General features: G+C 64.5%; 24 protein-coding genes and 1 pseudogene. 9 read left to right on the top strand and 16 right to left on the bottom strand.

Translation table 11 applies throughout. The features are described from left to right. Positions 1–397 precede the first annotated feature (397 nt). The 4 genes from E3O62_RS13985 to E3O62_RS13970 all read left to right on the top strand — a co-directional run bounded on the left by E3O62_RS13985 (position 398) and on the right by E3O62_RS13970 (position 4,523). Positions 398–766 (top strand): hypothetical protein, encoded by a 369-nt coding sequence (locus E3O62_RS13985; RefSeq protein ID WP_134394333.1) that lies wholly within the window; start codon positions 398–400, stop codon positions 764–766. A gap of 732 nt (positions 767–1,498) precedes the next feature. Next, a complete protein-coding gene (locus E3O62_RS13980; RefSeq protein ID WP_134394332.1) occupies positions 1,499–1,870 on the top strand; it encodes a hypothetical protein in 372 nt (123 codons plus the stop codon). Next, on the top strand, positions 1,863–2,189 hold the full coding sequence (locus E3O62_RS13975) for an ATP-dependent DNA ligase (protein WP_134394331.1): 327 nt from the start codon (positions 1,863–1,865) through the stop codon (positions 2,187–2,189). The genes E3O62_RS13980 and E3O62_RS13975 overlap by 8 nt, the downstream gene beginning before the upstream one ends. A 249-nt stretch (positions 2,190–2,438) precedes the next feature. After that, on the top strand, positions 2,439–4,523 hold the full coding sequence (locus E3O62_RS13970; RefSeq protein WP_134398902.1) for a fructose-specific PTS transporter subunit EIIC: 2,085 nt from the start codon (positions 2,439–2,441) through the stop codon (positions 4,521–4,523). Positions 4,524–5,082: 559 nt separating this feature from the next. On the opposite strand, the pseudogene E3O62_RS16840 reads toward E3O62_RS13970, so the two are convergent. From E3O62_RS16840 to E3O62_RS13950, 4 genes and pseudogenes are all read right to left on the bottom strand, one after another. Then, positions 5,083–5,265: pseudogene (locus E3O62_RS16840) on the bottom strand (transcriptional regulator); the annotation flags it as partial. A gap of 290 nt (positions 5,266–5,555) precedes the next feature. Further along, a complete protein-coding gene (locus E3O62_RS13960) occupies positions 5,556–6,326 on the bottom strand; it encodes a beta-galactosidase trimerization domain-containing protein (protein WP_134398901.1) in 771 nt (256 codons plus the stop codon). Between the two features lie 236 nt (positions 6,327–6,562). Continuing rightward, a complete protein-coding gene (locus tag E3O62_RS13955; protein ID WP_134398900.1) occupies positions 6,563–7,783 on the bottom strand; it encodes a type II toxin-antitoxin system HipA family toxin in 1,221 nt (406 codons plus the stop codon). Continuing rightward, positions 7,776–8,108 (bottom strand): helix-turn-helix transcriptional regulator, encoded by a 333-nt coding sequence (locus tag E3O62_RS13950; protein ID WP_134398899.1) that lies wholly within the window; start codon positions 8,106–8,108, stop codon positions 7,776–7,778. Before E3O62_RS13950 ends, E3O62_RS13955 begins: the two co-directional genes overlap by 8 nt. A 229-nt stretch (positions 8,109–8,337) precedes the next feature. On the opposite strand from E3O62_RS13950, the gene E3O62_RS13945 reads away from it, so the two are divergent. Next, complete coding sequence (locus tag E3O62_RS13945; RefSeq protein ID WP_134395608.1) at positions 8,338–8,655, top strand: hypothetical protein; 318 nt, start codon at positions 8,338–8,340, stop codon at positions 8,653–8,655. 163 nt (positions 8,656–8,818) lie between these two features. Here E3O62_RS13945 and E3O62_RS13940 read toward each other — a convergent pair whose 3' ends face one another. Continuing rightward, on the bottom strand, positions 8,819–9,106 hold the full coding sequence (locus E3O62_RS13940) for a DUF1905 domain-containing protein (protein WP_134398898.1): 288 nt from the start codon (positions 9,104–9,106) through the stop codon (positions 8,819–8,821). Between the two features lie 741 nt (positions 9,107–9,847). On the opposite strand from E3O62_RS13940, the gene E3O62_RS13935 reads away from it, so the two are divergent. Continuing rightward, a complete protein-coding gene (locus tag E3O62_RS13935; protein WP_134398897.1) occupies positions 9,848–10,039 on the top strand; it encodes a hypothetical protein in 192 nt (63 codons plus the stop codon). 138 nt (positions 10,040–10,177) lie between these two features. Here E3O62_RS13935 and E3O62_RS13930 read toward each other — a convergent pair whose 3' ends face one another. From E3O62_RS13930 to E3O62_RS13910, 5 genes are all read right to left on the bottom strand, one after another. Further along, complete coding sequence (locus tag E3O62_RS13930; RefSeq protein ID WP_174720150.1) at positions 10,178–10,645, bottom strand: SRPBCC family protein; 468 nt, start codon at positions 10,643–10,645, stop codon at positions 10,178–10,180. Positions 10,646–11,188: 543 nt separating this feature from the next. After that, entirely contained in the window at positions 11,189–12,121 is a 933-nt protein-coding gene (gene arcC, locus E3O62_RS13925; RefSeq protein ID WP_134398895.1) for a carbamate kinase, read from the bottom strand. Further along, positions 12,121–13,122, bottom strand: coding sequence for an ornithine carbamoyltransferase (argF, locus tag E3O62_RS13920; RefSeq protein WP_134396332.1), 1,002 nt, complete (start codon positions 13,120–13,122; stop codon positions 12,121–12,123). The genes arcC and argF overlap by 1 nt, the downstream gene beginning before the upstream one ends. Beyond that, positions 13,119–14,348: an arginine deiminase gene (locus E3O62_RS13915; RefSeq protein WP_134398894.1), complete on the bottom strand. Its 1,230-nt coding sequence runs from the start codon at positions 14,346–14,348 to the stop codon at positions 13,119–13,121. The genes argF and E3O62_RS13915 overlap by 4 nt, the downstream gene beginning before the upstream one ends. Positions 14,349–14,381: 33 nt before the next feature. After that, positions 14,382–15,800, bottom strand: a complete 1,419-nt coding sequence (locus E3O62_RS13910) for an amino acid permease (protein ID WP_134396336.1) — start codon at positions 15,798–15,800, stop codon at positions 14,382–14,384. 198 nt (positions 15,801–15,998) lie between these two features. On the opposite strand from E3O62_RS13910, the gene E3O62_RS16660 reads away from it, so the two are divergent. Further along, positions 15,999–16,154: a hypothetical protein gene (locus tag E3O62_RS16660; protein ID WP_166786495.1), complete on the top strand. Its 156-nt coding sequence runs from the start codon at positions 15,999–16,001 to the stop codon at positions 16,152–16,154. An 81-nt stretch (positions 16,155–16,235) separates the two neighbouring features. On the opposite strand, the gene E3O62_RS16655 is transcribed toward E3O62_RS16660, so the two are convergent. After that, positions 16,236–16,382: a hypothetical protein gene (locus E3O62_RS16655; protein ID WP_166784670.1), complete on the bottom strand. Its 147-nt coding sequence runs from the start codon at positions 16,380–16,382 to the stop codon at positions 16,236–16,238. A gap of 138 nt (positions 16,383–16,520) precedes the next feature. Between E3O62_RS16655 and E3O62_RS13900 the strand changes: the two genes are divergently transcribed. Next, on the top strand, positions 16,521–16,952 hold the full coding sequence (locus tag E3O62_RS13900) for an Lrp/AsnC family transcriptional regulator (protein ID WP_134396339.1): 432 nt from the start codon (positions 16,521–16,523) through the stop codon (positions 16,950–16,952). A 43-nt stretch (positions 16,953–16,995) separates the two neighbouring features. Here E3O62_RS13900 and E3O62_RS13895 read toward each other — a convergent pair whose 3' ends face one another. Continuing rightward, a complete protein-coding gene (locus tag E3O62_RS13895; protein WP_241973510.1) occupies positions 16,996–18,093 on the bottom strand; it encodes a DUF222 domain-containing protein in 1,098 nt (365 codons plus the stop codon). Next, a complete protein-coding gene (locus tag E3O62_RS17210; protein WP_241973508.1) occupies positions 18,021–18,494 on the bottom strand; it encodes a hypothetical protein in 474 nt (157 codons plus the stop codon). Before E3O62_RS17210 ends, E3O62_RS13895 begins: the two co-directional genes overlap by 73 nt. 199 nt (positions 18,495–18,693) lie before the next feature. On the opposite strand from E3O62_RS17210, the gene E3O62_RS13890 reads away from it, so the two are divergent. Continuing rightward, entirely contained in the window at positions 18,694–18,975 is a 282-nt protein-coding gene (locus E3O62_RS13890; RefSeq protein WP_134398891.1) for an XRE family transcriptional regulator, read from the top strand. A gap of 260 nt (positions 18,976–19,235) precedes the next feature. Here E3O62_RS13890 and E3O62_RS13885 read toward each other — a convergent pair whose 3' ends face one another. From E3O62_RS13885 to mvaD, 3 genes are read right to left on the bottom strand one after another with little or no spacing between them, the layout of a single operon-like run. After that, positions 19,236–21,611, bottom strand: coding sequence for a hydroxymethylglutaryl-CoA reductase, degradative (locus tag E3O62_RS13885; RefSeq protein WP_134398890.1), 2,376 nt, complete (start codon positions 21,609–21,611; stop codon positions 19,236–19,238). Then, positions 21,608–22,675, bottom strand: a complete 1,068-nt coding sequence (locus E3O62_RS13880) for a mevalonate kinase (RefSeq protein ID WP_166786494.1) — start codon at positions 22,673–22,675, stop codon at positions 21,608–21,610. The genes E3O62_RS13885 and E3O62_RS13880 overlap by 4 nt, the downstream gene beginning before the upstream one ends. A 2-nt stretch (positions 22,676–22,677) precedes the next feature. After that, complete coding sequence (gene mvaD, locus E3O62_RS13875) at positions 22,678–23,688, bottom strand: diphosphomevalonate decarboxylase (protein ID WP_241973507.1); 1,011 nt, start codon at positions 23,686–23,688, stop codon at positions 22,678–22,680. Positions 23,689–23,690: the final 2 nt, after the last annotated feature.

The raw sequence follows: 23,690 nt of genomic DNA, 5'->3' as shown, positions 1-23,690 counted from the left end.
GTTCTCCCAGCAGGGTGAGCAGGGCAGACTGGTCTAGAGCCATCGTGTGGTGTCCTTTGTGAGTTCTTTGATCGGTACTCACTGACCATCCCACGGTGGTTCTTCACGTTGACGAAGCAACACTCAGAAGCCGGAAACCACACCACTCACAGGGACGTAACCCACTCGTCAGTAACGGCTCAAACAAAGTCCACTCGGGATCGATTGAGGAATCGGTTCGAGACACATCGAAATCCTCCCAAATCACACATCAACCGGTCAGGAGACACGCCCTAATCCGGAACGAGTGCTATTGTCACGATGCCCATAACCGGTACAAAGCACGTAGATTGTCTGGTCACAGCAAATTTTTCACCACTTGTCATGAGCCTCGGCATTTCAGCAGTGGAGATCCTATGTGCAGAAGAATGTCAACGGACGCCAGCTATCGAAGCGGACCAGCGCGGTGACGCCGCTGTCTGAGGCATCCGATCAGCAGACGCTGATGCTCAGCATGGCTTCGGGTAATCAGGCCGCGTTCGGCCTGATCTACGATCGCTTAAGTGTTACGACTTTTGACATCTGCAATCACCATCTGAAGACCCCGGCAGCGGTCGACGAGGCCATGCTCGGTCTGTGGCTGTACGTCTGGCAAAATGCGGCGATGTTGTCGGGGCTGGACGGGTCGCCTTGGTCCATCATTATTAGGACTGCGGAACACCACGCCGAGTTTCACGCTCAGACCGAGTGCCTGGCCCGAGAAACGGATAACACTCTTCTCGGATGAGTCCCGGTCCCCGGATGGCTCATATGCACGCCAGTGACGAGGTCAACGTCGCATGTGAGTTCAACAATTTCGTCCCCATCACTGCCCCTGACCGAGTCATGGGCGCCGGGTACACACCGGTCAGATCAGACGGACGTCACCCCGGCAAGATCGTATTCGGGATCTTCGCGGCCTTGCCGAAATGGAGCGGCCACTCATTTCGGAGCGCACCGTTACCGGGCTCGCAGTGGCGAGGGCGAGAGGCAGGACCGGTGGGCTCCATTTCAAGATGACGCCGGACCAAGATTCTCTCGGCCATGGCTGCGACGGGGCAGAGAAATGAAGGTGGGCACCCTCCACAAGGAACTTGGAATCAATCCGCATACGTTGTATCGACATGTTTAGCCTGCGGGGAAGTCGCTGTCTGAGGGGGCGAAGCCTCTCGAGGAAATAGCTCACCCGGGGAATACGGGCGGCATCGAAGCGCACTTCGGAGTGTCGCTGAAGTCGAATGCTGGCCGCGTCCTGAGGTTGCGAGACATTTGCATCGCCGCCTGGTTTCGTTGGCTCTTATTCGCGTTGAAACTAGTGAGGAAACGTTACTAGAGCAGGGCTGCAACCGTTCTCTCCGCTGCCATTGACGACCGACCCGCCATCGTCGGGGCAGCCTCTCGCGAGACCGGCCTTCTCCCGCTGGCCCGCGACGTGGATCATCGCCGTGCGCGAGCCACAACAATCAGCTAACATCACCGCATGAAGCGCATAACGTACAACGGCGGTTCCATTGTCACGAGCAACAGCATCACGACAGCGCTACTCGACTACATCACCTCTGTGGCCGATAGCGACAACAGTGTGGCTGTGGGTGTCACCACGCTCGACGAGAACGACGAGACATCCGTACACACGCTAATTCTCAGCCCAACCAATCAGTTCGACGTCGTCGATGTCGACGTCGAAGGGATTACGGAGGAAGATGAAGCTACGCGTTTCCCGTTACCTGAAATGCCAATGATCGGTATTACCGGCACCGTCGAAACCACAGGCGACGCTGGTCGGACAGCCAAAGACTTTAACTTTGTCGCTAACGAAATCGACAATGGCCTTGGGAGCACTCATGGGTAAATTTATCTACGGGACTCCGTCGATCACCGTCAATTTCGACGACCGGGTGCTCGCGCACCTCAAGGTCGTCATTCTGTCCAAGGTACGCCGGGGGGAAAGTTTCACGTTTTCGTGGGAATACTCGGCGGCATCAGGACACGGTCACAGCACCATTTGGATCCACCCAACGATTCCGCTTCAATTCGACTTCTTCGGTAATAGGGAGCCCCTCCTAAACCGTGCTTGGGTCGAAGAATTGGTGCGCCTGTCAAACACACCGGGCGGCCTGAGGGTAACGCCGGAACCGGCCGAGCTGGAGGCGCCCGCACGCGATCGATAATTACCTGACTACTCCACCCTGGCCCCCGGCGTGAAGCCTGCCAGCGGGGTCATGGCCAATGGATGCGCGACGTCGTGTCGACGACCCGGATTGCGACGGACGCACTCGCCCTCAGGGGCTCCATCAGGTCAAAGGGCTAAGGCACGCACCCACTTTCGGGGCAATGATAAACTTAGCTAAACTTATGAACTTGGGCTGTGGTGTCCGCGGAAGTTCCGGTCGGCCTCGCCCCGGAAGGACTATTTAGCCATGTCCCAACCTCTCTTCGAAGCGAGTACGGTGCCACCGAGACTCCTGATCCTCGGGATCACCGCCTGCCCCACCGGCATCGCGCACACCTACATGGCGGCCGAAAAGCTCGAGAGCGCAGCGGCTGAGTTGGGCTACGAGATGAAGGTCGAGACGCACGGCTCGGTCGGCGTCGAAGGCACCTTCAGCCAAGACGACATCGACCGTTCGGACGCAATCGTGATCGCGGCCGACACCAAGATCGATTGCTCGCGCTTCGCGGGCAAGCGGATCGTCTCCGTCGGGGTCGCCGACGGCATTCACCGCCCCGCCGCCCTAATCCGGGACGCCCTCGCCGCCGAGCCGTCCACCGTCGGCGACAGTTCCAGCCGCGACGCCACGCCCTCGCGCAGCGGTAAGGCCGACTTCGGAAGCACCCTGTACCGCGCCCTGATGAACGGCGTGTCGTACATGATCCCGTTCGTTGTGGTCGGCGGGCTCCTGATCGCCATCTCACTCTCCTTCGGTGGTGAGGCGACCCCGAATGGGCTCGTTATCCCCGAGGGCAGCTTCTGGCTGACGATCAACCAGATCGGCGGACTCGGTTTTATCCTGATGGTTCCGATCCTCTCCGGGTTCATCGCCTACGCCATCGCCGACCGGCCCGGGCTCGCACCGGGCATGATCTGTGGCTGGATCGCCACGACGGGGTCCTTCTACAATTCCGAATCAGGCGCCGGCTTTATTGGCGGCATCATTACCGGCTTCCTGGTCGGCTTCGTCGCCCTCGGCATCAAGAAGATCCCCGTGCACCGCTTTATCAAGCCGATCATGCCGATCCTCGTGATCCCCGTGCTCACCACCGTGATCGTCGGCGGCGCCTTCGTGCTCGCCCTCGGCCAGCCGATCAGCTGGGTCTTCTCCACCATGACCACGTTCCTCACCGGCCTGCAGGGTGGCAGCGCGATCGTGCTTGGCCTGATCCTCGGCGCCATGGTCGCCTTCGACATGGGCGGCCCGATCAACAAGACCGCATTCCTCTTTGGTGGAGCATTGATCGCGGAGGGGAACTCAGCCCCGATGGGCATGGTCGCCGCCGCGATCGCCGTCCCGCCGCTCGGGATGGGCTTGGCCACTCTGATCCGCGGCCGCTACTTTTCCAAACCAGAGCGTGAAGCCGGCATCGCCGCACTGTTCCTGGGATTCTTCGGCATCACCGAGGGCGCGATTCCGCTCGCCGCGGCCAAGCCGTTGCAGGTCATCCCGGCGAACATGATCGGTGGCGCCATGGCCGGAGGCATTGCCGCCCTGTTCGGGGTCACCAACTCCGTACCGCACGGTGGCCCAATCGTCGCCGTCTTCGGTGCGGTCTCCGGGGTGCCGATGTACTTCGCGGCCTTGCTCACCGGCGCCGTCGTCACCGCCCTCGTTTCGGTGCTGCTGCTCGGCATTTCCGCGCGCAAGTCGACCCGCCACGCTGCAGCGACGGGTGCGGCCACGGGCACCGCCGCCGGGGCTTCCGGTCCTGTCCCCGCGCCCACGGGCCCATCGGACGCGGATGCCGGCACGGTCAGCTCGGTCGCGTCCGAGTCCGAATCGTCGCCTGTGCCCCCGGCGAAGAAGACGGTGCTCGACTATATCGACGAACGCACGATCGTGCTCGACGTCGACGAGACCGACCGGGATGCGATGATCAGCACCCTCGCCGGTCTGATGAGCAAGACCGGCCGCGTCACCGACGAGACCCTGGTGACCCAGGCCGCCCTCGCCCGTGAGAAGCACGGCACGACGGGCATCGGCGACGGCATCGCGATCCCCCACGCCAAGTCGGACGGTGTAACCGCCCCGGTACTCGCCTTCGCCCGCAGCACGCAAGGCATCGACTGGAACTCAGCCGACGGCTCCAAGGCCACGCTGATCTTCATGATCGCCGTCCCGGAGGCGAAGGCCGGAACCGAGCACCTGAAGGTACTCGCCCAGCTATCCCGCGCCCTGATAAAGCCCACCTTCCGCGACGCCCTCCAGGCCGCCACGACCCCCGCGCACGTACTCGAGGCGCTGGCCCTGCAAGTCGGCGCGAAGACGGTCGCACCCGACGCTTACTAGAAGCCTGCTGAGGGACCACATCGGCAACCCAAGCGATGAGTCACCAGCAGACCAGAACCGCCGCGGCTAGGGATCCAGAACTCAACGATGCTGGCCTGCCATGGCGGGTGTCACGAGGGAACCCCGACTCGGTCGGCGCAAAATGCCCAGCGCTTCCACGTGCCATGTGTACGTCCTTCCACGGGCCGATCCCGATCCCGTAAAAGGGACGTTCAGCAGACGCGACTAGGTGCCCATCGCTCCGAATGCTGTGGAGTTGATTGCTAAGTGGCGATAAATATTTGATCCGGCCCGTTGCCGATCAAATGCAGGACTTGACGTTCGTGACCATGCTTGAGGTCAAGGTCGGCAAGAGTCGGTTGCACCTGGGCTTTCACCCGAGCGACCAAAAAGCAGAAGTTGATCGCCTGTTGGGCATGGGGGGCCAAACGGACGGATACCGTGCGAGGGGAGCAGTCATGGGTTGTGCTCGCCGATCCGGAGTGCACTGGATTCTGCATCCAGGAATCCCCAAACTTCACGGGATCGAGCCCCATGAAGCCAGATCGTTCTGGTGAGGCTTATTGACCGTTTCCGCGAGCTGGTTGACTGCGAGTTCCTGATCGCGAAGAGCCAGGATAATCCGAATGCGCGTGGCGTCGACGAACATCGCGAAAACCTCCCTGGCTAATTCGACGTATTCACTATCGGGGTCCAATGTGCAACCATTCGCGTTTGCATTAATACGCAGAGTATTGCATATAAGTCCGGCCTGCCGGTCAGTAGCCCCGTCACGAAAATGCCTGGGCCACCACGTGAAATAGGAACCTCCGGATCTGGCGACGGCCGCTCCTTTACGCAGCGCTGCCACGTGCAACTGAGGATACTCATGGGGGAACGGGCTACCCTTCTCGACGTCAGGGCAACCGGCGCTCTTCGGTGCCCAACTGAGATACTCAGCAGCGCAACGTCGTCACATTACTAGCATCTTTTGGTTACTCGGAACGCCCACACCGACTCTCTTCCCGTCGATGAAGTTTCCCAGAGTCGGTTCTAGCGAGTGGTGCGCACCACCCGGGTGAGGCCGGCCGGCACTAGCAGGGTGCCGTCGACCGGAGTGTTGGTGAGCAGCTCGGTGCCGGTTGCGGGCACGGCGTGGTCCGCATCCGTGTGGTTGATGTGGAAGTGGAAGTCCTCGGTGTCGGTCGAGCGGGTGACCACCTCGACGACGCCGATACCGTGGGCCGCGTCGATGCCGGCCGCATTGAGCGCGTCCATGAGGAGTGAGCCCAGGTCGCTGCCGACGAGCTTGGTGGACAGATACCATGCCGACCCGGCACCGAACGCGTTCCGGGTGATGGCCGGTCCGCCCGCCGCCGGTCCGTCGACGTACCAGGCCAGAACCTCGGCGGTGGTCACCTCGATGTCGTCGGTCCACGCGGCACCGGTGCGGGAGTCGCTGAGCGTGACGGTCTCGTTCTCGTGCAAGGGCAGGAACTCGGGGATGGTGAGGCCGAGGACCTCGCGGAGGGCGCCGGGCGCCGCGCCGGGATAAACGGTGTCGTTCAGGTCGACAATGCCGGAGAAGTAGGAGACCACAAGGTGGCCGCCGTCTCGCACGTACCCGGTGAGGTTCTTCGATGCGGCTTGTCCGGCGAGGTAAAGGCTGGGCGCGATCACCAGGTCATAGCTGCTGAGGTCCCCGGTGGGATGAGCAAAGTCCACCGTCACGTTGCGGTTCCAGAGCGCCGCGTAAAACGCCTCGATGCGCTCCGCACATCCGGTGGCGCCAGTGTTGAGACATCCGTCATCAAGCCCACGCACCGAGAGAACGGGCTTATGTCAGGTTCGCCACACCGCCGGTGGTCGAGATTGCTCGTGGTTTTGCCAGGCTCAATCACAGGCGCGACGTGCCCGATTTCCCGCAATAAAGGCCTTGGCCGACAATCAGCACTAGAAGTCGGGCACGTCAGAGCCAGCGTGATCAGATGAGTCAGTTCGCGAAACCCCCTCTGCGGGCGTCGAGTATTTGAACACTGGGCCCGTCTAGCCTTCTGGACTCATCCGGCAACGAACGCGCCGGTCATGAGGTCAATTTCGTTTTCTGGGATGTTGAGTCGGCGGGCTTCCACGACCCACCCGGAGACAGCGGCCTTGACTTCTAATAGCAATGCGACGGCGTCTTTCACGCGGAAGTACGGTGCCACGTCTAGGAGGGCGGCGGTGTCCGCGGAAAAGGTGTCGTAGTCGATGGACGTGGACAACTCCTTGGGTCCCGCTGCCGGGTTGGGGTTGAGGTCGAACGCGGGAGACAAGTCCCAGCTGCGTGTGGTGTCCGACCGGAGGAACCCATGGTTTCTGAGATGGTCGTCGGTGTTAGAGATCAGGATTGAGAACGCGATCCGGCGCCACAGCTCGCGAAGGTCACGCGTCGCAGCTGAGGAGGACTGCTCAATGACCTCGGCGATTTCCAAGTAGCTGCGGTGCTCACCGTCAACTGCTTCGAGCATCGTCATGGCGCTCACGTATCCGATGCGGCGATTCCCGTCTCTGTCGAACCTGTTGAGCAGCAGCACGTTCCGGCCTGCGACACTCATCAATTCGGTGCGCGGCGTTCGAATGCCTGCCCGGCTGGCCAGCGTCAGGGCGAGTTGCTCCCAGGCCATGACGTCCCATTCGTCGGAGGCAACACGGGGGAACTTCGCAATGAGCAGTTCACCTCGGCCGTTGACAACGGCAGCTTTGGGCCGGGCGCCACCGATAGAGCTTCCCGCGCGCAGGAGCAGCTGCAGCGATTCGTCATCGGGGTGGTCGCTCTCAACAGATTCGACGGCGTTGAGAAGTCTCGACAGTCCGACGAGGTGCGGCACGCTTGCAGCCGCCGGCCCCAACCAATCAGTGGTCCCAGGACAACGGAACCGGAAGGCGCCTTGACGTAGGTCGTCGCGAACACCGAGCGTGTAGTCCAGTTCGCCGAAACTGCGTTCAGCGGCACCGCCTTGGGTAGCACGGTGACGTTCGGATCGTTCGATGAGTTTGCGTCCCCAGCGGTCGGGAGCGCAGTCGGTGAACGCCCCGAAAAGGTGACGCCCGTCCGCAGTGTTGAAGGACCCGGATGAGAGGGGTAGTCCCGGATCGAGCGAGTACGCGTCTGGTCTGGCCAGATAATCGATGTCGTAGGTGAAAGTGGCGCTCTCGGAGTTGCGTCGACGATGCGCGTAGACCGTGCCGGCGCGGATGTTGACACCATCTATTTGCACCCATACTTCCGAGTCAGACATCGGACTGTTTCTTCGGCAGGCTCTGACGCACACGCTGCGGGAGAACTTCCTCGGAGCGAAGCCGGCCGATGTCGCTGCGATAAGGGTCGGCGCTCTCAACCACCGTGTCCATGATTCCCAGTGCCCGGAAGACACGCAGCGCCGTCTCGAGGCTGACGCCTCCCTGCCCCGATTCCAGCTTGTGGAGGGTTGCCCGGCTCATGCCCGCGCGGTCGGCGACCTGCGCAGCAGTCAACCCGAGAAGTTTCCGCCACGTCTGAACGTCCGTGCCAAGTTCACGGAGAGCACGCCGGACCGGGATGGGTGTTGTACGCTTCTCGACCATTAGATTTTCTCCCTAACACTCATTATTCTATACACTAACGCTTATAAAGTATTTGATACTTCGCATAAAAGCATTTCTTCGTTCGCGGCGGATTACAGCACACCGGACGAGTATGCCGCGCGTTGGGCGTGTGGCCCGCAGACTCCTGCACCTCTAAGAGCGGAGCGGCTCTCCCGCAATTGGCAGGGATGTCGGTGCGGCCCAAACCCACAAGACCCATAGGCTCCGGTTGCCGCGCGATTATTACGTTCGCGTCCACGGCAACGATTACTCCGTTGATCCGGCCGGGATAGGACGGATGGTCGAGGTTCGGGCGGGCCTGGCTCAGGTCACGGTCACCCTCGAGGACAGGTTGTTCGCGTCCCATGACCGGGCATGGTCCACTGGGCAAACGATCACCGATCGGGCTCACGTTGCTGCTGCCGCGACTCTCCGAACCGCGTTTCACACCCGTGTGGACCCGGTCGAGGAGAGCCTGGAACGAAACCTCCTCGACTATGACACGGCGTTCGGGGTCCGGTTCGACCTCGACGGTGAGGTCGCCTGATGGGCCGCGAAACGATCAGCGAGATTGAGTACTTCGCCCGTGCGCTGAAAGCACCCAGAAATCAGAGACGCCGCCGCCCGGCTCGCTGAGGGCTAGATTCGTCCGCTCGTCGATGCAATTTGGTCTCGATTGTTTATAACCATCACGAATATCGGCGTTGAGCCTATGGGAGGCGACGATCGAGATGGATGGTGACTTCGTCGCCGTCGGACTTGCGAATGCGCTTTCGGACCGCAGCGGCGATGGGGAGCTTGTGCGTTCCGTCGCCAAGAGCCATGAATGCTCCCCTGGAGGGCTCACCGTCAACGGTCCCTTCGACCTTCACTAGCCCACGGGTATTAAAGACGAGCGCCGAGTTCGGCATCTGCACGCAAGTCCAGGTGTCCCCGTTCCGGACCTTGCCAAGTACTGCAGAGAAGGTGATGTCGAGTGCTGCTGATTCCTTGGTCATGATGGTGGCCTTTCAGACGAACATGCCGACTATGGCACCAATGATCTTAAGCTTCGCGAGCCAGTTGGTCACGAGAACCCTCGTTCGCTGACTAGGCCGTAGACCCCGGGCCGCTCAGGACGCGCCGGCTCGAGCCCGATCCCGATCCCGATCCCGGCCAAGAGTTCCATAATCTTCGGAACCTCGGCGATCAGGACGGGGCCTGGGACCCAGCACAACTACAGTGGGTCCACCCAAGCTGACCGGTGCGAGACCCGCCACCGAGCCAGGAACTTACCGTCACTAGGCCCAAGAAGCCTCATCCGAGGATCTCGCGGCTCTCAACGTCGCCCTGCATAACCTCGGTCAAGACGTCTTCCCCGTCCCGGTCGTTTTCGTCGGCGCGGGGTTGCCGTCCCTACCTGCCGTGCTTGCTGATGCGACTAGCTACGTGGAGCGCCTTTACGACTATCGTCAGATCGGTTTGCTCGACACCGCCGCGACATCTGATGCCCTGACTGCCCCGGCACGTGCCAATGGAGTCGACTGGGAGCCTGACGCCCTGGATGCAGCGGTGACAGCTACGGGGGGGGATACCCGTACTTCATCCAAGCCTGTGGCAGTCATGTCTGGGCCGTCAGGGCCACGGATACCATTTCTCTGCAGGACGCCCAAATCGGTATCGAGTCAGCGCGAAGCGAAGTGGAACAAGGTCTCTATCAATCGAGGTGGGAGCGGGCCACACCGACTCAGCGGGCCTTCATGTCCGCAATGGCCATCGACGACGACGCCTCCTCATCAATGGCCGACCTCGTGACCCGGTTGCGGAAGAAGCGCACGACGGACCTCTCCGTCAATCGTCGAGACTTGATCCGGAGCGGTCACATCTACACGCCAGAACGCGGTTTTGTCGCGTTCACCGTGCCCGGTATGGCTGACTTCATCGGCAGATAAGGGGAGTAGCCCCGAGTCATCCGCGCCGACGTCGGCACCTGCTCATGCCTCGCGATCGGACCGCTGGCAGCACCTGGCGAGGCGTACGCCGTGCAGGCGGGGGCCTCGGCGTCCGGCCAGGACGTGAGCACCGTCACGTCAAGCGCGGGCGTAGCGCAGCGCAAGTTGGCGCAGAGTGGCTTCGATGCCGGCGGCGTTCTTCCGAGGAACGCCGAGCAATTCGAAGACCTTGCCCTGCGCGGCTGGGACGGTGCTGTAGTCGAACGTCTCAGTGACGCGCGTAGACGTGAGCGTGAGCGGCTTGAGTTCCCAGCGCCACCGGTGGCCCGCTGGGCTACGCCATTCCACAAGCCGACCGTCATCGAAGCGCGTCACCGTGCTGGTGATGCGATACCGGACGCCGAACTGCTTCATCGCTACCGAGAATTGTGCGCCCTGGCTGAGCCGCCGCGGACCCGACACCGTGTCGCGGACGGTGCCCGAGCCGTCCAGCTCACCGTGACGGTGCGGATCAGCCACCAACGCGAAAACGTCGTCGGACGAAGCCGACACCTCGACAGTGCGCGCGACTCGGCGCGGTCCTTGCTCAACCTGTTCGACCGTCATGCTGCCCAGCCTAGGCCGCGGCTACGTAGGACCGCGCCGCGGCCATGACCTCTCGAGAACGTCCCTTCGAAAGTGCTTCGGCCGGCGCCGCATCACCTGGTTCCGGGTTCATACCCATAAACCACGCCCTGGCAACGTCAGCCGAATGAACCGAACATAGGATCTCGAGCACCTGAAATGTGTCTCTGAGGAGCTTTTCACTCGCTTTGTGGCGGTCGCAGGCGCTCTCTCACATGACGCTGACAAGGCCTTGGATCTATGAAAAACTTGCAACTACGAGATGCCTCTCGTGTCAGTCGAAATGAACCCTAAGTAAGTTCTATTTTTCCTGATCGGGAAGGCCTTCTCTGTTTAACGCGCCGTCAACTCCCAAGCCTCACCAATGGATCGAGGCTTCCTCCTGTCATGACCTGGTTGCGAGAGAAGGCCGCGCTGCCCAACCTGTCGTTTACGCGCACCTGCCCGGACCGTTGAGTCGGCCCGGGCAGGTTTCTGTCGTCCCCGTCAGCCGCCGTGGACCGGCGTCGTGGGACCGCGGTGGGGTCAGCGGTAGGCCACGCCGTTGGCTGTCACGGAGACCCGGGTACCCGCGGTTCCGTCCAGGAGCGCCGGCAATTCTGTCAGGGATCCGATGAAGGCGTCGCGACCGGTGTTGCGGGCGAAGTCGATCGCCGCCTCAACCTTGGGTCCCATCGAGCCCGCCGGGAAGTCGAAGCCCGCGAGCGTGTCCGGGTGGACGAGCATGATGGCGCGCTGTTCTGGCGTCCCCCAGCCGGTGTAGACGGCGTCCGCGTCGGTGGCGATCACTAGGGAGTCGGCCTTGAGGTCCCGGGCCAGCACCGCGCTGGCCCGGTCCTTGTCGATCACGGCGTCGACGCCGATGAGTTTGCGGGAGCCGGGCTGGTACATGGTGGGTATGCCACCGCCGCCGGCGCAGATCACCACCGTGTCGGCCTCCACCAGCGTTTTGATCGTGCTCAGCTCGAAGATCCGCTGCGGCATGGGCGAGGGCACCACCCGACGCCAGTGGTCGCCGTCGGGTTTGACGACCCACCCCCGCAGCACCGCCAGGCGACGCGCCTCGTCGGCGTCGTACACCGGCCCGACAAACTTCGTCGGGTCCCTGAACGCCGGGTCCGCCGGGTCCACCTCGGTCATTGTCAGGATCGTCGCGATTGACTTTTCGAACGGGAGTCGGTTGCCGAGTTCTTGTTCGATCATGTACCCGATCATTCCCTCGGTCTGGGCGCCCAGGACGTCGAAAGGGTACTCGGACGTGTGGTCGTAGGCGGCCGCCTGGAGCGCGAGCAGCCCGACCTGCGGCCCGTTGCCGTGGGAGATCACCAGCTGATGCTCCTGGGCGATTGGCGCCAGCGCGGCGCACGCCTTGGCGACGTTGGCACGCTGGTTTTGCACCGTCATCGGGGCGCCGCGCTCCTGGAGCGCGTTGCCGCCGAGAGCGACCACGATGCGCATCAGGACCCCAGGGTGGCGACCATGATCGCCTTGATCGAGTGCATCCGGTTCTCGGCCTGAGCGAACACGATGGAACTGGACGACTCGAACACCTCGTCCGTGACCTCAAGCTCGCCGAGGCCGGTCTGCTTGAACAATTGTTCCCCGACGGCCGTGTTCCGGTCGTGGAACGCCGGCAGGCAGTGCATGAACTTGACGTCGGGGTTGCTGGTCTTAGCCAAGACGTCCACGGTGACCTGGTAGGGAAGCAGGGCGGCGATGCGTTCGTCCCAAGTTTCCTTGGGCTCGCCCATGGAGACCCAGATGTCGGTGTAGATGAAGTCGACCCCGGCCACGCCCTCGGCGACGTCCTCAGTGTGGGTCAGCCGCGCGCCCGTGCTCTCGGCGATCGTCTGGGCGGCCGCGATCACACCGTCGGTGTTCCACAGAGGGCGGGGGGCCACGATGCGTACGTCCATGCCCATCAGCGCCCCTGCCACCAGCAGCGAGTTCGCGACGTTGTTGTGCGCGTCTCCGAGGTAAGCGAAGGCGATCTCGTGGTCGTTCTTGGTGGAGTGCTCGCGCATCGTGAGCATGTCGCACAGCGCCTGGGTGGGATGCCACTCGTCCGTCAACCCGTTCCAGACCGGCACACCCGACGACGCGGCCAGTGTCTCGACGTTGGTCTGCGCCGAGCCGCGATACTCGATGGCGTCGAACATCCCGCCCAGCACCCGCGCGGTGTCCTTAACGGACTCCTTGTGCCCCATCTGTGACCCGCTCGGATCGAGGTAGGTCACGTGGGCGCCCTGGTCGTGCGCGGCGACCTCCATGGCGCAGCGGGTCCGGGTGGAGGTCTTCTCGAAGATGAGGGCGATGTTCTTCCCGGTTAGCCGCGGCAGCTCAGTGCCGGCGTATTTGGCTGCCTTGAGGTCCGCGGCCAGCCCGAGGAGGAACTTCCACTCCTTCGGGGTGAAGTCGACTTCCTTAAGGAAACTCCGGTTGTGCAGGTTAAAGCTCACAGGATCACCGCATCTCTTTCGATTGGGCAGGACAGACATCGCGGACCGCCGCGGCCGCGGCCGAGCTCGGATCCCACGACGGGTACGACTTCGATGCCCTCGTCGGCGAGGTATCGATTGGCGGTAGTGTTCCGCTCATAACCCAGCACGACGCCGGGGGAAACGGCGAGGAAGTTGTTCCCATCGTTCCACTGCTCTCGCTGCGCACCCGCGCGATCGATTGGGGTGCGCAGGACCCGAACCTTGTCGACGCCGAGGGCCTCGGCCACGAGAGGAAACAGGTCCGTGTGCTCCGTAATGTCGTAGTCGCCGCCGGACCCCACTGGGGTGAGCACAAACGCGCGCAGCGTTTCGGGCAGGTACGGATATAGGGAGAACGCGTCGCTGTCGACCATTGTCATGGCGGTGTCCAGGTGCATGAACGCCCGCTCCTTCGGAAGCTCGACGACGATCACCTGGCGGACATGGCCGCCCTGGAAGAGCAGTCGTGCCAGTGTCTCGACACCCTGGGGCGAGGTCCGCTCGCCCATCCCGATCATCAGCACCCCATTGCCGATCACGAGCACGTCGCCGCCCTCGACGGTAGCGGGCTCGTGGGGCAGGGAATCGTCGCCGTAGACGATCTCCAGCCCGGCGTCGCGGAACATCGGGTGGAACTTGTAGATCAGGCGGGAGTTGATGGTCTCGCGTTTGCGGGCCTGCTTGGCCATCGGGTTGATGCTCAGGGCGCCGTAGATCCAGGCCGAGTTATCGCGCTGGAACAGGTGGTTCGGCAGGGGCCGCAGCAGGAAGTCGTCGATGCCGAGGGACTCCATCAGAAGGCTGGGCGTGTGCAGCATCGGCATGACGTCACTCTTGAGCACGCCCCCGATCAGGAGCTCGGAAAGGACCTCCGACGACGTTTGGTCGACGATCCGCTCCAGCGGCTTATCCAGCGCGGGCCCGAACCGGATGGCCGTGGTCAGACACTTCTGCAGGAACTCCCGGGCACCCGGCGCGTCCAGCGCCGCGGCGAGCAGTTCGCGGAAGTAGTGCACCGTCACGTTGCGCTCTCTGAGCTGGCCGACGAACGCGTCGTGCTCTTCCCTAGCCCGATCGGCCCACATGACGTCGTCGAAGAGCAGGTCGTCGACGTTGTCCGGGGTCAACCGGCTGAGCTCGAGACCCGGCCGGTGGACGATCACCTGGCGCAGCACTCCTACCTCGGATTCAACACGAAATGGCATGGCTATTCCTTACTGTATTGATGGTGTAAATGCTCAGCGGTACTCGGGCACGGGGGCCGGCTTCGTCATCCGGTGCCGCTGCGCAAGGTAGACCGGGATCCCGACGACGAACGCGCCGCCGGCCATCAGGAACGGGCCCCAGACGACGTACCACAAGTCGCTGGTGTTCCTGGAGTAGTAGATGAAGGCGACCGAGAAGATCAGCGCCACGACCGCCACCGACACGTCGAACGCGAACCTCGACGTGTGGACTGGGTGGCTGTCCCGCCAACGCCACTTGATCTGGACCAAGGCGGAGAATGCGTAGGGCACGGCCGCCGTGATCCCGGTCATCAGGACCAGGGTGGTGAACACCGTTGAGCCGCTGGTTCCCAGATAGCTGATCACAACGGCGACCGACGCCAGCCCGGTGGACGCGATGATCCCGAAGGCCGGAACCCGGCGCCGCGACAGGCTCCCGAACCGCGCCGGGAACAGCCCGTCCTTCGCGGCAGCCAACGGCATCTCCGCGCAGATCATTGTCCAGCCGTTTAGTGCGCCGATACCGGAGACGATGACGGCCAACGCAACCAAGTCCCCGGCCCAGGAACCGCCGCCGACGATCGAGTTGGCCGCGACGGAGTAGGACGCTTTGTTCACGTCCATAGCCAACTGCGAGGCGGGCACGATGCCGAACACGGCAACCATCGACAGCAGGTAGACGATGGCGCTAGCGAGCGTGCCGTAGATGGTCGCCTTCGGGACATTTCGTTCGGGATCGCGGACCTTCGCTGCGGCAACGGCTGCGGTCTCGACGCCCAAATAGCTGAACAGTGCGATCGCCATCGCTCCACCGATCGCCGACAGGCTGCTGTCACCGCTGAGGTTCCACGGCGTGAAGTTCCCCGCCTTGATGAAGAACAACCCGACGGTCGACATGATGGCCAGCGGGATGAACTTCAGCACCGTCGTCCAGACTTGGACCGAACCCATCGCGCGCACGCCAGTCAGGTTGATCACGGCCGGGATCCACAACCCGACGAGGGCGATCAGGATGGACCAGCCGACCGCGCCGTCCTTGTTTAGGAAGTGCTCGACGTAGTACACCCAGCCGACGACGATCGCCGCGTTGCCCGCCCATGCCGTGATCCAGTAGGACCAGGCGTTAACGAACCCGGCCGCGTTGCCGAACCCTGAGCGTGCATAGGCATACGGTCCGCCAGCAGCCGGCAGGCGTCGCGACATCACCGCGAACATCAGCGCAAGCGCGACCGCCCCGACGGTGGCGAGGCCCATGGCGACCAGGCTGATCGGGCCATACGACGCTAATGCGTAGGGCAGCGAGAAGATGCCGACACCGATGATACTGCCCATAATCAGTGCAGTCGACTGAGGCAGGGACAGGGCGCGCTCGGTTGTGCGCCCCTCGGGCTCGGTCGGGACAGACCCGACCTCGGACCTTGGTTGGACCATGATGACCTCCGGCGTTGATACGGATATTGGACATCCGATCGTCAGGTCGAAAGGTTTCCGGGCTTAGCGGCCGAGGGAACTAAGTGGCGAGTTCACGGATGTTCTTGAAACGGATGTTGTTGAAATCTGCCGTGCATTTCGGTGGAGCGTGTCAGAAACCGACGCAGGGCAATGCCTGATCAGGTTTTGAGAGACGCAGTGGTTGAACTTAACAATGACGGCACGCCGATCATCGCCCCAAAGAGCCGGCGCTTACGGCCGAGCAGAAATCGAGACGATAACGTCAGCGACCAGACCGAAAAGGTTCTTGGGATCGAAGGGACCGGCGATCAGATCGAGTTCGACGAAGAATGAGGCGCCGGGGACCGAATCGCGCAGCTAGCGCAGCACCGACAAGTCCTCGATGGCAAAATCGACCGAGTCGAAGATGGCGATCTAGTCGTAGTGCGTGCGCCCCGCCGCCTGGGCCTTATCAGTAGTGGAGGTCGTGATGATGTCGGCGCCCGCCACCGCGTCCCGCACGCTCGCTACCACGACGATGTCGAAGCCGAACGGCCGGGCGGTGATGTTTTTTACGTTCATGAAACGCACCACGACAACTTTCTTTTTGTTTTCTGTAATCAGCCTATGACCGAGCAATGTGCACGCGTAACGAGCAGAACGAGCCAATATGTTCCATAAATCTTTCAAGATGATTCTCCTGGCTGTACAGTGTGAAGCATGCATACGCTCGATGACCTCGATCGCCGCCTGATCGGCGCGCTGCGGGCGGACGGGCGAACCCCCGTCACCACGCTCGCCCATGACCTCGGAGTCACGAGGGCAACGGTGAACATCCGGCTGCAGCGGCTGCTGGACTCGGGCACCGTCCTCGGATTCTCCGTCCGGGTTCGCGAAGAGCGGGATCCCGACTCGATCCGGGCGATCGCGCTCATCGAGGTCGAGGGCCGCTCAACAGATCGGGCAATCAGCCAACTTCGCGGCTTTCCCGAAGTCCGGGCGCTACACACCACGAACGGCGGCTGGGACCTGGTGGCCGAGATCCGGACCGACACGCTGAGCAACTTCGACCGGCTACTCGGCCAGATTCGCTCCGTCGATGGCGTCGTTAACAGCGAGACGAGTCTGCTGCTCAGTTCGACGCTGTCCTAAGCCACATTCCACCGACCGGCTGAGGTCGGGAGTCGTTTCTGATTTAAGTTGCGGCGGCGTGCTGGGGCGTGGTTGTGCGCTGAGCCTCGCTATGCCGTCTACCCAGTTGGACAGAAAGGCCCCGGAGAGATTGGGGACCTTTTGTCGTTCCGGTGGTTTCAGCCCCGGTGGTCGAGCCCGTCGAGACCAACCGCTCCAGCGCTGCCCGCTTGCTCGGCAGTGCGATCAGCGTCTGCTTCGGGTCGACCTCGACCGGTGGCCTAAGCCAGTACTGCGTTCCGGTGCGGCTGATCGTCCAGTGCTGGTTGTGCAGCAGCAGGTGGTGGGGGTGGCAAAGGAGTACCCCGTCGGCAAGGTCCGTACATCCGTTGTTTTTGAGCCATTCCTTGATGTGGTGGGCTTCGCTCCAGGCCGGTGACCGGTCGCAGTCGATCCAGAGGCATCCGCCGTCACGAACCCCCATTGCGGCCCGCTGTGCCTCGGTGAAGAGCCGTTCGTCACGGCCGACGTCGATGATCTGGCCGTTGTCGTCGAATGTGATGCCGCGGGTGCCGGTGTCGCAGAGGAGTCGGTCGATGGTTTCCTGCGAGATGGGGACCGGGTTGCCCTCGATCTGCCCGTGCGCGGCGGGTTCGGTCGTTCCCGTCTCTTCGCCCGGGCCCGACGTGAGGGCCTTCTCGGTCACGATGACCCGCACCGAGGGGCGGCGACCACCGAAGACCCGGCCCGGGTCGGTCTCGCCGGCGATCTTCAGCAGCTGCACGAGGGCGTCCGCGGCGATCTGTTCGGTGCTGCGGGGGTCCTCCTGTGTCTTCTTCGCCCAGGCGGCGCGGTCCGGGTCGACGAAGCGTACCCCGCCGCGGCGGGGGCTGGTGATGGAGTCAAAGGTGGAGAGCACGAACTCGCCGTCTTCGGGGGCGAAGAGCCCGTTCAGGCGCACGTTGCCATTGGCGAGCCGGTAGACCCGCAGGTAGCGGTCGTCGTGGGCCTGCTTCTCGCGGGCGGCGATGCCCGCCTCGTCGAGCCAGTCGCGCATCCGGCGGGCCCGTTTGAAGACCTCGTCCGCATTCAACGCTGACACCTCGGTGAGGAGGGCCGCGAGGGCCGCCGCGAGCTTCTCCGCGGTGACCGCCGCGTCGATCCGGCCGAGCCCGGCCCGGATCGACTCGGCCGCGTCGACGGAGAGGGTGCCGGCGGTACCAGCCTGTCGGCCGCCTCGGCATCGGCCATCATCGTGCCGACCGCGACCAGCTTGTACGCGTCGCCCTTCGACGAGCCGGTCGAGCTCTGGATCAGGGCCTCCGGAGAGAGATACCCCTGCTGCGCCGCCAAACCCGAGTGCCCGAGCTCCGATCGGGAACGCTCGGCGATGGTCGCCGCCATACAGGCGGCATAGGTCTCAACGAGACGACGGATCGCAACGATTCGCATCTGGCCGGCCAACACCTCGGCATCGGGCAGGGCCGAAAGGTCGGCACTCGAGGAACCCAGCCGGGCCACGGCATCGGCCGCCTGCCTGAGGTCATCCGCGAGATTGATCATGTTACGAGGATACCTCATTGCGAACACAGAGTCGAGAGTCAGTCAGTATTTGGCGACTCGATACCGTGTTAACATCGAAGACTTGTTCACAAATTCAGGGAGCGCCTCACCGGGTCTCGACCCGACCGACCACCGTGGATTTGACTGACGAGTTGGGGTGGGCGATCCGAGGGGGACATCCGTCGTCTACGCTCGGGCTATGTCCAGACCGGCGCGACCTGCTCCCCGTGACCTCGTGGTGGGGTGGCCCGACGTGCCGTTGGCGGGCGCCGTCGGCGAAGTGGCCCGTCGGTTCGCGGTGAACGTGCGGGCCGCAATCGGCGAGCGGAGCGTGCGCGCCGTGGCGTGCGATGCCGGGCTCGATCACACGACACTGCTCTCGGTGCTGCACGGGCGGTCCTGGCCGGACCTGGCGACCGTGGCCCGTCTGGAAAACGGTTTGGGTGTCGACCTGTGGCCGGGGCGCGTCGGCCCGCCGTAGGGCCGCCGATTGAGACCTGCGCCGCGAGGCGGGCAGGGCGGCCGACAGACGTCGAAGATACGTCTATCCACAGCCTTGTGGACAACCCTGTGGACAGCAGGGTGAAATGTGGCTGTCGCCCGCATAATCACTGAAATTTTTGGTGTGGATAACTACGCAGGAAACCTGTGGACGACTGCCATGATTTCCGTCTATCGCTAACCGGAATGACCAGATGCCCAGCGCCGAATACCTCGAATACAGGTTCGGAATTCGGGTGCTCAGCGAATCTCGGTGAGGTAGGTCGTGTAGCCGGCGCTGCGCATTGCGGTGATGATCGGGTCGGTGCCGCCGGGTTCGGCGATAGCGATCATGGCGCCGCCGCCCCCGCCACCGGTCAGCTTCGCTCCGAGGGCGCCGGCGCGGCGAGCGATCGCCACGAGTGACTCGATCTCCGGGCTCGACACCTGTAGCGCGTTGAGCAGTCCCTGATTGATGTTCATCAGTTCGCCGAGCTCGGCGATGTCGCCGCGGCGGAGCGCGTCGACCCCGGCCAACACCAGCCCGTCGATCTGGCTGAAGATCGCGTCGTAGCGCGCGGGGTTGCGCTGCCAGGCGCTGCGCACGAGGCCCACGGTCTGCTTCGTCAGCGACTCCACCCCGGACAGCCCGATGACGATGGGGATCGGGTGGGGAGTGAAGATGTCGCGGATCGTGTGACCGCCCGGGGCATTCGATCTCTGGAAAAGGACCGACCGGCCGAAGGTGGCGACGGTGTTGTCGATGCCCGACGGGGTGCCATGCACGATCTGTTCGCACTCGAAGGCGAGGCTCGAGACCTCGGCGTCGCTGATCGTGAGCTGGAAGCTGTCGGCGACGGCGCGGATCAATGCCACCGCGAACGCGGCGGAGGCACCCAGGCCACTGGCGCGCGGCAGGTGCGAGAACACGTCGACCCGCAGGCCGGCGTCGGACACGCCGAGCCGGGTGGCGATCAGCGCCGCCACCCGGTGCGAGAGGTCTGCTCGGATCGGTTCGCGCACCGAGCCGTCGACGTCCCAGTCGGCGATGACCGGTTCGCGCAGCGACGCCTGGCGGGTGACCTGCGCGCGCACCGACAGACCGATCGGCGCGGCGATCGCGTGGTAGCCGTAGACGACGGAATGCTCGCCCATCAGGATGATTTTGCCGTAGCCGAGGTGGGCATCCGGGCCGGGGACTCCGGGGGTGAGGGCAATGGCGCACGTGGCGGAAGCGCCGGGCGTAAGGGCGGCCGTGGGTGCCGGGTGAGCCGCGGGCAAGGCGACGGAGGCGGCGGCGCCGTACCCGGCATCCGGGGCGGCCGGTTCGATGGCCCGGTCGCCGTCGCCGTTCTCTTCGAGGGTCTGCATAATCTGGCGCGCCTTCCACACCTTGATCTCGCCGTCGGCGATGAGCGTCTCGACGACCTCGTCGAACCGGGCTCCACTGGCGCCGGCGGCAGCCGCCACGGCCCGCGCGTGCAGGCGCATGTGTCCGTGCTGGATGCCGTTGGTCGACAGGGCCTTGAGGGCGGCCAGATTTTGGGCCAGCCCCACGGCGGCCATCACCTCGGCCAGCTCGGCCGCTGAAGACACCCCGAGGATCGTGTGGGCAAGCCGTACGGCCGGGTTCGACTCCACCTGGCCGCCGACCGTGCCGACCTTCAACGGGATGGTCAGTTCGCCCACGAGATCGCCGGCGTCGTTCACGCTCCAGGTGGTGAGCGGGCCGTAACCGTCGCCGCGGCCGGCGTAGGCGTGGGCCGCCGCCTCGATCGCCCGCCAGTCGTTGCCGGTGGCAAGGGCGACGGCGTCGATGCCATTCATGATGCCCTTGTTGTGCGTGGTGGCCCGGTAGGGATCCATGGCCGCGAACTCGTTCGCGAGCACGATACCGTCGCGCACGCGTTCGCCGGGGAAGTCGGCGGTCTCGAGCAGCGCATGCGGGAGCACGGCACGGGCGCGCACCAGGGCCCGGTCGGTCAGGTTGGAAAGGATGCGCAGGAACACGCGGCCGCCGCTGATCTCCTCGACCAGTGGGGCGAGCCGTTCGCACATCGAGTTGACGAGATTGGCGCCCATCGCATCGCGGGTGTCGACCAGCAGGTGCACGACGAGCAGTTCGCCGTTCTGCGCCGTCGCACCGCGCAGGAAGACCTCGATGCCGCGGGCGCCGCCGCCGCGCGCCACCATGTTCGGATGCCCGCTGTCGGCCAGCGCCACGAGCTCGTCGCCGCGCGCGAGCAGGTCAGCCCGGGCGCGCTCGGGGTCGATAAGGTCGACGACCTGGATCTGGCCGATCAGCAGCGGCTCGTCGGCGACGCTCGTGAACCCGCCGGCCTGGCGCACCAGCCGGGCCGTGGAGCTGACCGCGGCGACGATGGAGGGCTCTTCGACCACCATCGGCACCAGGTGGTCCCGGCCGTTGATCTGGAAGTTCAGGCCGAGTCCCATCGGCATTGAGAAGACGCCGATCACGTTCTCGATCAACCGGTCGGCGGCCGCCACGTCGAGGGCGGACGTTCCGTCCGCGAGGTGCGCGGCGGCATCCGTCGACAGGACACCGCGTTGCCGGAGGAGCGCGATGCGTTCACTGACCGACAACTGGTAGAAGCGGGGGATGCGGGACCGGCTCATGACGCGGTGCCTCCCTGTAGGCCGGCGGCGAAGAAGCCGAGCGGGACGATGGCGGCCCCGGCCCGGGCAAGTGCCCCGGCGAGTCGCTCGGTGGGTTCTCCAGCGTAGCTAAAGGCCAGACCGACGTCTCCGCCGCCGGCCCCGCTGGTCTTGAAGACGCCGCCCGTGCGCCGGGCGAGGGCGTGCAGTTCACGGTGTCGCTCGCTCACGATGCCGGCCTGGGCATGCGCGTCGAGTTGGCTGAGCGCCGCGAAGTAGTCGGAGGCGAGGCGCAGGAAATCGGCCGGGCTGGCCAGCGCCGCCTCGGCCTGTCCGGCGAGGTGTTTCAGCCGGTCGAGGTCGGCCCGGTGCCGGGCGGGGTTCTCGGCGGCGTAGTCGGCCACCCGGCCCACCAGGCGGGTGGTCAGCGTACCCTCGCCGGTGACGACGGCCGAGATACAGAGCTCCTCCGGCCAGCGCAGAGGCACCACTGCGGCACCCGGGGCATAGCGGATCAACCCGCCGTGCACGCTCGCGGCCACGTCTCCGCCGCTGCCGGCGCCGTTCTGCGCGCTGCGGTGGGCGGCGTAAGCCAGGCGGAACAGCTCGTTTCGGTCGAGCGTCAGGCCGAGGGCGCGGGCCAGCGCGACGGTCAGGCCGGTGGCGGTGGCGGCGCTGGAACCGAGGCCGAGCTTGTGGCCGCCCCGAGACAGCGCGCTGCTGTCAATGGTGATGGCGAGCGGGGTCTGCCGCTGCGGCAGCGCCTGCGCCTGCAGCGCAGCGGCCTGCACGGCGACGCGCACCTGGTCGAAGACGCGGAGGTGGTCGCGCTGCTGGTCGGTGAGGCCGGCCGGGAGGGCGCCATCCGTTCCCAACACCAGGTTCCGGATGCCCAAATTGGACGCGCTGACCTGCCAGGAGCCCGTGGGTGACTCGTCGACCGTCACCTCCACGCGTCGGTCGACGGCGGCGAGCAGGGCCGGTGCGCCCTCGAGCACGGCGTACTCGCCCAGCAGGAAGAGCTTGCCGGGCGCGGACGCCCGGATCGTCGGCTTCGGCGGAGGCGTCGGCAGAGTCGTCCGCATGGTCATTCCAGCCGGCAGGCGGCCGGGCCGAGCGCGCTGATGCGCGCCTCGAGCACCCCGGGCACGAGCACCATCGCCCGTTGAACCGCGGCGGCGTCGCCAGGCAGGCAGAGCACCTTGACTTGCGGCCCGGCGTCGATGGTGAAGTAGGCCGGCACGCCCTCGGCGCGAAGACCCGCCACGGCGTGCATCGCGGCGACGGTCGCGGCGTTCCAATAGATTAGTGCGGGTCGGGTCGTGAGCATCAGGGCGTGCAGTTTGAGGCAGTTGTACTCGGAGAGCTCCCCAAGCCGGGCGAAATCGCGGTCACGGATGGCGGAGCGCATCTCGGTGAGGTCGTCGTCGGCCGAGTCGAGCCAGGCCTGGTAAAACGGCGAGGAGGCCTTGCTCTCGTTCATGCCGATAGTGGAATTTATCGATTTCTCGCCGTGCTCGGTGATCGCCACGACGACCGCGAGCGGCCAGCCCGCCCGGTCGAGCAGCTCCTCACCGTAGGCGTCCGATCCGTCGGCGGCGGTGCCGGCGTGCATCTCGGCGAAGCCACCGAAAATCGAGCGGGCGGCCGAGCCCGAGCCGTGCCGGGCCAGGATCGACAGCTGCCGGTCGGCCAGGGTGAGGCCGGCGGCACCGGACGCGGCAACCGCGAGGGCGGCGAAGCCGGATGCCGACGAGGCGAGGCCGGCCCCGGTCGGAAAGTTGTTCGTCGACGTCACGATGGCGTTCAGCCCGGCGGCGGACAGACCCATGCTGGCGGAATGCCCGCGCACCAGGTCGAGAACGCGACTGATGCGCGTGGCCGGGAGGCGGCATCCGGCCAGCCAGAGTTCATCGGCGGCCAGACCGGGCGTGAAGGTGACGCGGGTGTCGGTATAGAGCGCGTCGAGCGTGACCGAGATGGAGCCGACCGCGGGCGTGTTCAGGGCGGCGTCGCGCTTGCCCCAGTATTTGACGAGGGCGATGTTGCTGTGCGCGCGGGCCACGGCGGTGGCGCCACCGTCGATGTGTTGGTCCACAG

The organism is Cryobacterium sp. TMT2-15-1, assembly GCF_004402345.1.
In the GTDB taxonomy this organism is placed as follows: domain Bacteria; phylum Actinomycetota; class Actinomycetes; order Actinomycetales; family Microbacteriaceae; genus Cryobacterium; species Cryobacterium sandaracinum.
Note: the sequence above shows the minus strand (reverse complement) of the source record. Positions and strands in the feature narration are given on the sequence as shown.